This is a genomic window from Bradyrhizobium sp., assembly GCF_030693485.1.
GTDB lineage: Bacteria > Pseudomonadota > Alphaproteobacteria > Rhizobiales > Xanthobacteraceae > Bradyrhizobium.
Map to the genome: position 1 here is coordinate 1 of NZ_JAUYAN010000023.1, position 9,756 is coordinate 9,756.

The 9,756-nt window shown below is 64.0% G+C and carries 9 protein-coding genes; 1 reads left to right on the forward strand and 8 read right to left on the reverse strand.

The genetic code is table 11. The features are described 5' to 3' along the window. The 8 genes from Q8N40_RS01925 to Q8N40_RS01960 all read right to left on the reverse strand — a co-directional run. On the reverse strand, positions 1 to 332 hold a 332-nt coding region (locus Q8N40_RS01925), incomplete at its 3' end, for an isocitrate/isopropylmalate family dehydrogenase (RefSeq protein WP_305710605.1). A gap of 140 nt (positions 333 to 472) precedes the next feature. Further along, positions 473 to 1,540 (reverse strand): alcohol dehydrogenase, encoded by a 1,068-nt coding sequence (locus Q8N40_RS01930; protein ID WP_305318662.1) that lies wholly within the window; start codon positions 1,538 to 1,540, stop codon positions 473 to 475. A 100-nt stretch (positions 1,541 to 1,640) separates the two neighbouring features. Continuing rightward, positions 1,641 to 2,630: an ABC transporter ATP-binding protein gene (locus Q8N40_RS01935; protein WP_305710606.1), complete on the reverse strand. Its 990-nt coding sequence runs from the start codon at positions 2,628 to 2,630 to the stop codon at positions 1,641 to 1,643. Then, positions 2,627 to 3,622, reverse strand: coding sequence for an ABC transporter ATP-binding protein (locus tag Q8N40_RS01940; protein WP_305710607.1), 996 nt, complete (start codon positions 3,620 to 3,622; stop codon positions 2,627 to 2,629). The genes Q8N40_RS01935 and Q8N40_RS01940 overlap by 4 nt, the downstream gene beginning before the upstream one ends. Next, the gene (locus tag Q8N40_RS01945; protein WP_305710608.1) at positions 3,619 to 4,488 is read right to left on the reverse strand and encodes an ABC transporter permease; all 870 of its coding nucleotides are present in this window, start codon (positions 4,486 to 4,488) and stop codon (positions 3,619 to 3,621) included. Before Q8N40_RS01945 ends, Q8N40_RS01940 begins: the two co-directional genes overlap by 4 nt. Further along, complete coding sequence (locus tag Q8N40_RS01950; protein ID WP_305318407.1) at positions 4,475 to 5,425, reverse strand: ABC transporter permease; 951 nt, start codon at positions 5,423 to 5,425, stop codon at positions 4,475 to 4,477. The genes Q8N40_RS01945 and Q8N40_RS01950 overlap by 14 nt, the downstream gene beginning before the upstream one ends. Positions 5,426 to 5,431: 6 nt before the next feature. Next, positions 5,432 to 6,973 (reverse strand): ABC transporter substrate-binding protein, encoded by a 1,542-nt coding sequence (locus tag Q8N40_RS01955; RefSeq protein ID WP_305710609.1) that lies wholly within the window; start codon positions 6,971 to 6,973, stop codon positions 5,432 to 5,434. Positions 6,974 to 7,107: 134 nt separating this feature from the next. After that, a complete protein-coding gene (locus tag Q8N40_RS01960; RefSeq protein ID WP_305318405.1) occupies positions 7,108 to 8,283 on the reverse strand; it encodes a CaiB/BaiF CoA-transferase family protein in 1,176 nt (391 codons plus the stop codon). 211 nt (positions 8,284 to 8,494) lie between these two features. Between Q8N40_RS01960 and glgA the strand changes: the two genes are divergently transcribed. Then, positions 8,495 to 9,756, forward strand: a 1,262-nt coding sequence (gene glgA, locus Q8N40_RS01965; protein WP_305710610.1) for a glycogen synthase GlgA, incomplete at its 3' end; no start/stop codon positions are given.

Consider the following 9,756-nt stretch of genomic DNA (forward strand, 5'->3'; position numbering starts at 1 on the left):
CGCGCCGGCCGCACCCCGGCATAGAGATCGAAATGAACGCGCAGTTCGATCTGCGGCGCAATCTCGGTGTTATCGGGGTAACGCACCGACGGCAGGCCACAGGCGCCGAGCAGGATGGCGTCGGCTTCGTCGCACAGCCGGATCGTGCTTTCCGGCATCGACTTGCCGGTCTCGCGATAATGATTGGCGCCGGCCGGCGCCTCCGTGAAGCGAAATTTGAGGTCGGTCGTCGCCTCGATCCTGCGCAGCACTTCAAGCGCCGGCGCCATTACCTCGGGGCCGATGCCGTCGCCGCCGAGCACGGCGATGTGGAGGGCGTTGTTGGCGGACATTGAGATTCCTCGACTGGAAGAGAAAGATCGTCATTCCGGAGCGATGCGAAGCATCGAACCCGGAATCTCGAGATTCCACGGTGCGCAATTGCGCACCTGCGGTCTGGTGCTAACGCAACATCCCGCAATGACGGCTACCCCTACGGCGTCAGCACCGCGCGACCGACCAGTTTGCCCTGCTGCAGGTCAAGCAGCGCCTGGTTGGCCTGGGCCAGCGGCATCGTCGTCACCGGGATCGGCGGAATCTTCATGTTGCGCACCAGATCGAGCAGTTCCTTGGTCTCGCGGAGATTGCCGACATAGCTGCCCTGGATGGTGATCGCCTTGATCGGGATCAGCGGCAGCGCCCATGGCGCACCGCCGCCGAACAGCCCGACGATCACGAGCTTGCCACCCTTCCCGAGACAGTCGAAGCCGAGCTGCGCGGTCGCGGCATTGCCGACGAGATCGATCACGGCGCGGATAGGGCCGCCGGCGGCCTTGGTCAGTTGCTCCAGCGCGTCAGGGGCCTTGCCGTCGACGGTGGCGAGCGCGCCCGCCGCCATCGCGGCTTCGCGCTTGCGCGCATCGATATCGACGACGATGGCGCCCTTACCGCCCATCGCCTTCAGCAGCGACAGCGCCATCAGGCCGAGGCCGCCGGCGCCGAAGATCACGATCGGCGTGTTGAAATCCTTTTCGACCTTCTTCAGCGCGCTGAAGGTGGTCACACCGGAGCAGGCATAGGGCGCCGCGGTGACGGGATCGAGACCCTCGAGATTGATCAGGTATTTCGGGTGCGGCACCGTCATATGGTCGGCATAGCCGCCGTCACAATAGACGCCGATCGCGTTCGGCTTGATGGCGCACATGTTCTCGTCGCCGCCGAGGCAGGTCTGGCATTTGCCGCAGCCGAGCCAGGGATAGACCAGCACGACGTCGCCGACCTTGAGACCGGCATTATCGGCCTTGGCATCCGGCCCCAGCGCCAGCACTTCGCCGACGCTCTCATGTCCCATGGTGCGCGGAAGCGAGACGCCGCGGTCCTTCAGCGACAGCGGCTTGCGCCCGTGGCCGAGATCATAGCCGCCTTCCCAGATGTGCAAGTCGCTGTGGCAGACGCCGGCCGCCTTGACCTTGAGCAGCACCTGGGTTCCCGACGGTTGCGGCGTCGGCGCGTCGACTTCCCGCAAGGGGGCGTTGAAATCGACAACCTGGAAACTCTTCATCGCTTCTCTCCCGATAGCTTTTTGCTTTTGGCCGGATAGCATGGCGTTCTCGCGCGAGGAAAACGCGTCAGAACAAATGGCTCTTCCCGTTGTTAGACGCTTAATCAGCGCCGATCAATGGATGATGGCAGGCGGCGAACTGGGCCGGCGCGACCTCGCGAAGCTCCGGCATTTCATCGCTGCAGCGCTGGTCCGCACGCGGGCAACGGGTGCGAAAGCGGCAGCCGGAGGGCGGCGCGATCGGCGACGGCGGCTCGCCCACCGCGACGCTTTCGGCCGGCCGCACGTCCGGATCCGGCACCGGGATCGCCTCGATCAGCAGCGCGGTATAGGGATGGGCCGGCTGCGCGAACAATTGCTCGGACGGACCGACCTCGCAGAGCCGGCCGAGATACATCACCGCGACGCGGTCGCTGACCGCTTTCACCACCGCCAGGTCGTGGGCGATGAACAGCAGCGTCAGTCCGTAGCGCGCCTTCATCTCCTCCAGCAGATTAAGGATCTGGGCGCGGATCGACACGTCGAGTGCCGACACCGGCTCGTCGCAGATGATGAATTCGGGATTGAGCACCAGCGCGCGCGCGATGCAGATGCGCTGGCACTGGCCGCCGGAAAATTCGTGTGGCAACCGTCCGATTACGAGTTGGGGATCGAGACCGACAGCGCTGAGAACTTCATGGACCAGTTGCTCGCGCTTCTTCGGATCCTTGACGCCGGAGATCACCAGCGGCTCGGCGATGATGTCGCCGATCCGCCGCCGCGGGTTCAGCGAGGCAATCGGGTCCTGAAAGATCAGCTGCACGCGCCGGCGCATCCGCCGCAGCGTATCGCCCTGCATCGCGGTAAGATCCTGGCCGTCGAACAGTACCCGGCCCGAAACCGGCCGACGCAACTGTATCACGGCGCGGCCGAGCGTCGATTTTCCGCAACCGGATTCGCCGACCAGGCCGAGCGTCTCGCCGCGCGCGATGTCGAGGCTGACGCCGGACACCGCATGGACGGTCTTGTTGCCCAAGGGATATTCGACGACGAGGTTCTCCACCCTGAGCAAGGGATCGCCGGAGACGGGATACAAAGCGTTCTGCATCATGCGGAGGCGCCCGCCTCGGTGTTGAGCGGGCGGAAGCAGGCATATTGGTGGCCGGGCGAGTCCGCATCCGCGAGCGGCGGCTTCTCGATCTGGCACTGGGCCCACGCATACTTGCATCGCGGCGAAAACGAACATCCTTTCAGTGGCCGGGTAGGATCCGGCGGACGTCCCGAAATCGCCGGCAGCGGCGTATGCGGTTTGGCGTCGATCTTCGGGATCGCCGCCAGCAGTGCCTCGGTGTAGGGCATGCGCATTCTCTTGAACAAATCGGGCGTCGGCGCGCGTTCGACGACGCGGCCAGCATACATCACCGCGACCTCGTCGGTGCGGCCGGCGACGACGCCGAGATCGTGGGTGATGATGATCATCGCCATGTGGCGGCGGCGCTGTTCACGCGCCAGCAGATCGAGGATTTGCGCCTGGATCGTGACGTCGAGGGCTGTGGTCGGCTCGTCGGCGATCAGCAATTTCGGTTCGCAGGACAGTGCGATGGCGATCGCGACCCGCTGCCGCATGCCGCCGGACAGCTGGTGCGGGTACTGCATCAACCGCTGCTCAGGTGCGGGAATGCCGACTGCGGCGAGCAATTCGATGCTGCGCATCTTCGCCGCCACACCGTCTAGCTCGAGATGTTCCTGCAGCGTCTCGATCAGCTGGGTGCCGATGGTGAGCACCGGATTGAGCGAGGTCATCGGATCCTGGAACACCACCGCCAGCGAACGACCGCGCAGCTTGCGCAGGCGTTCGCGGTCGAGGCGCACGAGGTCCTCGCCGTCGAACATCACGCGGCCGGACAGCATGGCCTTTTTCGGCAGCAGTTGCAGGATCGCCCGCGACAGCATGGTCTTGCCGCAGCCGGATTCGCCGACGATGCCGAGCGTCCGGCCGGCGCCGACGCTCAGATCGACCTGGTCCACCGCGCGCAGATTGCCGCGCGGCGTCGGCAGGTTGACCGACACATTTTCAACGGAAAGCAGTGCGGGTTCCGTCACAGCGCGCCCTGCCGTGGATCGGTGAGAGCCCGCAACGTGTCGCCGACCAGGTTGAAGGAAAGCACGGTCAGGAACATCGCGGTCGCCGGCATGAAGGCGAGTCGTGGCGCGACATCGAGGCTCTCACGGCCCTCCCCGATCATGCTGCCCCAGCTCGAGACCGGCGGCGGCACGCCAAGGCCGAGGAACGACAGCGACCCTTCCACCACGATGGTGACGGCAACGCCGAGCAGAAAAAAGGCAAACAGCGGCAAGATCACGTTCGGCAGCAATTCGCGCAGCAGGATGCGGGCATGCGAAGCGCCGAGCGCTTCCGCGGCAATGACGAATTCACGCCGCGACAGCGTCAGCGTGGTAGCGCGGGCCACCCGCATGAAGGCGGGAATGCCCAGCACGCCGAGGATGAGCGTGAGATTGAGGATGGATTGCCCGACAAAGGCGATAACGGCGAGCACGAGAATGAGCGGCGGAAAGGCCAGCAGCACGTCCATGGCGCCGACGACAAAGGATCCGGCCCGGCCGCGGAAATAGCCGGAGAGCAGGCCGAGCGCACCGCCGATGGTGAGGCCGATCATCGGCGCGCAGAGACCGACGACCAGCGAGATGCGCGCGCCGTAGATCAGGCGCGAGAACTCGTCGCGGCCGAGCCCGTCGGTGCCGAGCCAATGCGCCGCGGAGAACGGCGCGCGTTTCTCCAGCATGTCCATGGCGTTCGGGTCCGGGATCGGCAGCATCGTGGCGAAAATCGCAACGGAAAAGACGAAGATGATCCAGCCGGTCGCGGCCCAGAACAGCATGCCAAGACGCCTGCCCTTTGCCGGCGCGGAGACGGCCTCCTCGGCGAGGTCGAGTTCAAGCGTGGCCATGGCGGATCCTGGGGTCGAGCACGGCGTAGAGCATGTCGACGATGAAGTTCACGATGACGAAGCCCGCGGCAACCAGCAGGACCACACCCTGCAGGATGACAAGATCGCGCGTGAGGATCGCACCGACCAGCAGCCGGCCGATCCCCGGCAGCGCAAAAATCGTCTCGACGATCAACGCGCCGCCGATCAGTCGGCCGATATTGATGCCGGTGATCGTCACCAGCGTCAGCGACGAAGGTTTCAGCGCGTGCACGAACAGGATGCGGGCGGGCTTCAGGCCCTTGGCCTTGGCAAGCGAGATATAGTCTTCCTGCAAGGTCGCAATCATGTCGGACCGCAGGATGCGCATGATCCCTGGCCATTCGGCCAGCGCCAGCGTCATCGCCGGCAACACCATGAAACGCAGATTGCCGAGCGGATCTTCCGCAAACGGCACGTAGCCGGTGGCCGGCAGCCAGCGCAGTTCCACCGCAAACAGATAGATCAGCAGGATCGCCGACAGAAAGGTCGGCACCGACAGCATGGCAAAGGCCGTCCCGGTCATGAAGCGGTCGAACGGGCCGCCGCTGCGCACGGCGCAGATGATCGCCAGCGGCACGCCGATCGACAGCGCACCGAGCTGCGCCAGCAGCATCAGCTCGATCGATACCGGCAGCCGCTCGACGAGCGCCTGCAGCACGGTCTGGCCGGTGCGGAAGGAGCGGCCGAAATCGCCCTGCAACATATGGCCGAGCCAGATGAAATAGCGCTTCCAGATCGGCTGATCCAACCCCATGTCAGCCCGCAGCGCAGCGAGATTCTCCGGCGTTGCCTGGTCGGCGAGGATCGTCATGGCAAGATCGCCGGGCAGCAGCGACGAGATGGAAAACGTCAGCAGCGAAACCGCGATCAGCACCGGCACCAGGTAGAGGAGCCGGCGCGCGAGAAAGAACGCCATGCGCGGCTATTCCTTCCAGGTGCGCGATACGTCGATCACCCCGCTATACATCTTGGGCAGGCCTTTGATCTTCGCCGTCGAGATCGCGTAGTAGGTGTTCTGGAAGGTCCAGTACCAGATCGCCTCCTTGTTGATCAGCCTCGTGATTTGGCAGTAGAGGTCGATGCGCTTGTCGGTGTCGGCCGTGGTACGGGCCTTCTGCAGCAGACCGTCGAGCTCCGGGTTCGAGTATTGGGCAAGATTCGCCGGGCTGCCGGTGTGGAAATTGGCATACATCTGGACGTCGGGATCGGCGAGATCGACGATCCGCCATCCGATCACCTGGAACTGACGCGTGAAGCCACGTGCCGGAAACGTGGCCTGGTCGACCTGCTCCATCTCCATGTTGGCGCCGACCAGCTTCCAGAGCTGCTGCTCAACTTGGCCGGCGGCACGTCCGCGCGGCGTTGCGGTGAACAGCTTCTTGAATTCAACCGGCTTGCCGTAATCCTTGATCAGCGCCTTGGCTTTTTCGATATCATAGGGCAACGCACCGTCATCCTTGCACTTCACCCACGAGCCGTCGCCATAGGGATTGGAAGCTGGCTTGGCGAGACCATTGGTGAGCGCCTGCGACATCTTCTTGCGATCGAGCGACATCACCAGCGCCCGGCGCACGCGGACGTCATCGAGCGGCGGGACTTTGGTGTTAAAGGCGGTGACGGTCGCACCGGATCCGGTGTAGGAGTGCACCGTCAACTTGGAGTCCTTCTTCGCCCTCTCGATGTTGTCGGCGCTGAATTCGTCATCCCAGACCAAGTCGACTTCGCCGGATTGCAAGCTGGCAAAACGCGATTGCGCGTCGGGCAGCGGCTTCAGGACGATGCGGTCAAGATAGATCTTGTCCTTGTCCCAATAGTTCGGGTTCTTCTCCAGGACCAAACGATCACCGGCGGTCCAGGACTTCAGGACATAGGGGCCGGTGCCGACGGGATTGCGGTTGTAGTCGTCGCCCTTGGTCTTCCACGCCGTGGGGGAGTGAACCGCACTGTTCTGGCTTGCATAGGACACCAGCGAGGGGAAGTTCACCGAGGGGTCGGTGAGGTTATAGACAAGCGTCAGTTCATCGGGCGCCTCGACGCTCTTGGTCCCCGCGATATAGAAGGCGCAGCGGCACTTGTTGGCAGGATCCTTCTGCCGGTCGAAATTCGCCTTGTAGGCTTCGGCATTGAACGGCGTGCCGTCGTGGAACTTGACGCCCGGACGCAGCTTGAAGGTCCACATCTTGAAATCTTCGGAAGGCTCCCAGGACACAGCAAGCCTGGGCTGGGCTTTCCCGTTGGCGTCGAGATAGGTGAGCGTTTCGAAGATCGCGGATGACGCGCTCAATGCGGCGGTGTCGTAGACGCCGACCTTGAGCGGATCGAAACCGGGGATGTCGAGCTCGAGGCCGACGGTGATAGTGCCGCCCTGTTTTTGGGCGCTGGCAGGGCTTGCGATCAAAGCAAGGCCGAATACCGCGACATGAAATATTGGCGCAAACGTGCGCGAGCGGATAGCCGCTTTCATTTGATGCTCCCTCCAAAAGACCTGCGTCCGGTATTCCGGATCGTCGATGACCGCGCGACAGATTGGCTGGAATTACCGGCGACGGCAAGACCGCAGGTTGGCGTACGGTTGAAAAGCCGCAGGCCTCGACCAGGTCAACCCGACGTTGCCGCCATCCGCTTTCCGGTAAAGGCCGCTATTTCGTCGTCCGAAAGCCCGGTCTCACGCAGATACGCCACCGTGTGTTCGCCAAGCGTCGCCATCCGCGGGGCCGCCGAGACGCCGGCGCCGGACATGCGAAAGGGCAGGTTCAGAACCTTGAACGTGCCGCCGGCGTCCTCCACCTCGGCCAGCGCGCCGCGATGCGCGATTTGCGGATCGGCCAGCGCCTGCGCCACCGTGCGATAGGCCGAACTTGGGACGCCTTCCGCATTCAGCGCAACGAGGCATTGTTCGGTGGTCACCGCGCCCGACCAGGCTTCGACGCCCTCCATCAGGCTCGCCCAGTTGTCGCGGCGATCGGCATAGGCGGCAAAACGCGGATCGCTGACCCATTCCGGATGCCCGATCACCTTCATCAGGCTCTGGAACGTCTTCTCGCTGGCGATCGCGACCATTACATATCCATCCGCGGTCGCGATCGGCCCGAACATCGGACGCTGGGTCGGCTTCACCTCGAATTGCGACCACTGCAATTCGTTGAGCGTCAGGCTGAGCATCGATTCCAGCATCGAGACGTCGATGTGCTGGCCTTGTTGGGTGCCGTGGCGCTGATACAGCGCTGCCGAAACGGCGCCGAAGGCGTAGACGCCGGTCAGCACGTCGGCGTGATAGATGCCGCAATAGTCCGGCCGGCTTCGCCCGGGCTGGTAGGCCAGATGAGCCATCTCGTAGCCGGACGCGGCGTGGATGACCGGCGCATAGGCCGGCAGTTCCGCCGATGGTCCGGTCTGGCCGTATCCGGAGATCGAACAATAGATCAGCTTCGGATTGATCCCCTTCAGCGAGTCGTAGTCCAGCTTCAGCCTGCGCATCACGCCGGGGCGAAAATTCTCGACCAGCACATCGGTGCTGGCGATCAGCCGGCGAATGACCTCGATGCCTCCTGATGATTTCAGGTCGAGCACCAGGCTGTTCTTGCCGATATTGAGCTGGCCGAAAGCGGTGCTGCAATTGTTGCGTACCGGCGGACGGGTCCGCATCGTCTCGCCTTCGGTGGTCTCGACCTTGATGACCTCCGCCCCCAGGTCGGCCAGCATCCGCGTGCAATGCGGGCCGGCAATGGTGGTCGAGAAATCAAGCACGCGCAGGCCTTCGAAGCTCTTTGTCAAATTACCCTCATCGTTGTCAGCCAGCTTGAATGTAAGCTCCCGGCCGCCGGGTCCGGCGCGGCGGACCCTAGATTGCGCCGCTCGGCCTGGGAAGGGTTTCTCCCGATACAAGCCATCTGATCCGCTGCCGAAAACTGGAACCTTTCTTGCAAGGGCTGAGTTAGCGCTGGTACGAGGGCGTTTCTTGAAAGTCTTGTTCGTTACCACGGAAATGGATGATTTCGTCCGGGTGGGCGGGCTCGCGGCCGTTTCCGCGGCCCTGCCGCGGGCGCTACGCGCGCTCAGCGACGTCAGGATCATTCTTCCCGGCTACCGGGACGTGGTCGAACAATTCCTGCACATCCAGATCGTCGGTCAGTGTCCCGCGCTGGCGGAGATGCCGGCCTGCTCGCTCGGATTGACGGCAACCAGGGACGGGCTGCCGATCTACGTCCTGCTCTGTCCGGAACTCTATGACCGCCCCGGCAATCCCTATGGCGACGCATCGGGCCGGGACTGGCCCGACAACGACGTGCGCTTTGGACGCTTTGCCTCGGCCGCTGCCCAGCTGGCGGCAGGCACACTGGACAGGAATTGGGCAGCGGACCTGGTGCACGCCAATGACTGGCAGGCCGCGCTGGTGCCGGCCTATCTCGCCTGGAGCGCGGTCAGGATCCCGAGCATCCTGACCATCCACAACCTCGCCTATCAAGGCCTGTTCCCGAAGGAGTCGCTGCGCCGGATCGGCGCGCCCGAAGCCTCCTTCCACATCGATGGCCTCGAATTCTACGACAAGCTGTCCTTCCTCAAGGGCGGCATCGTCTACGCGTCGCATCTGACCACCGTCAGCGAAAACTATGCACGGGAGATCACGACGCCCGAACTCGGCTGCGGGCTCGAGGGCCTGTTGCGCCTGCGCTCCGACGCAGCCCAACTCACCGGGATCCTGAACGGCATCGACGAGAGCTGGGATCCCCGCGTCTGCACTCAGCTGGCGCAGCCCTTCGGCGCAGGAGACTGGGAGGGCAAGCAGGCGAATTCGGATTACGTCCGCCAGCAATTCGGGCTGGCGCTGTCGCGCGGCCCGATTTTCGGGCTGGTCGCGCGTCTGGTGCACCAGAAGGGCGTCGATCTGGTGCTGGCCGCTGCCGACGAGATCATCGCATCCGGAGGCCAGATCATCGTGACCGGCAGCGGCGAGCCCGCCATCGAGCAGGCGCTGGTCGACGCGCACCGCCGACGGCCGGATGCGATCGGCGTCGCCATCGGTTTCAACGACGGGCAGGCTAGACGAATTTTTGCCGGCAGCGATTTCACCCTGATGCCGTCGCGGTTCGAGCCCTGCGGCCTGAGCCAGATGTATGCGCAGCGGTTCGGTTCGCTGCCGATCGGTCACCAGACCGGCGGCCTCGCCGAAACCATCACCGACGGTGAAACCGGATTCCTGTTCGATCGGCCCTCGACCGAATCCTTTCTCGGCGGCGTCAGGCGCGC

Excerpts from the sequence above, each read along its gene's own strand:
- Q8N40_RS01930 (WP_305318662.1), bottom strand. The coding sequence starts at position 1,540 with ATGAAGAGTTTCCAGGTTGTCGATTTCAACGCCCCCTTGCGGGAAGTC.
- Q8N40_RS01935 (WP_305710606.1), bottom strand. The coding sequence starts at position 2,630 with ATGATGCAGAACGCTTTGTATCCCGTCTCCGGCGATCCCTTGCTCAGG.
- Q8N40_RS01945 (WP_305710608.1), bottom strand. The coding sequence starts at position 4,488 with ATGGCCACGCTTGAACTCGACCTCGCCGAGGAGGCCGTCTCCGCGCCG.
- Q8N40_RS01950 (WP_305318407.1), bottom strand. The coding sequence starts at position 5,425 with ATGGCGTTCTTTCTCGCGCGCCGGCTCCTCTACCTGGTGCCGGTGCTG.
- Q8N40_RS01955 (WP_305710609.1), bottom strand. The coding sequence starts at position 6,973 with ATGAAAGCGGCTATCCGCTCGCGCACGTTTGCGCCAATATTTCATGTC.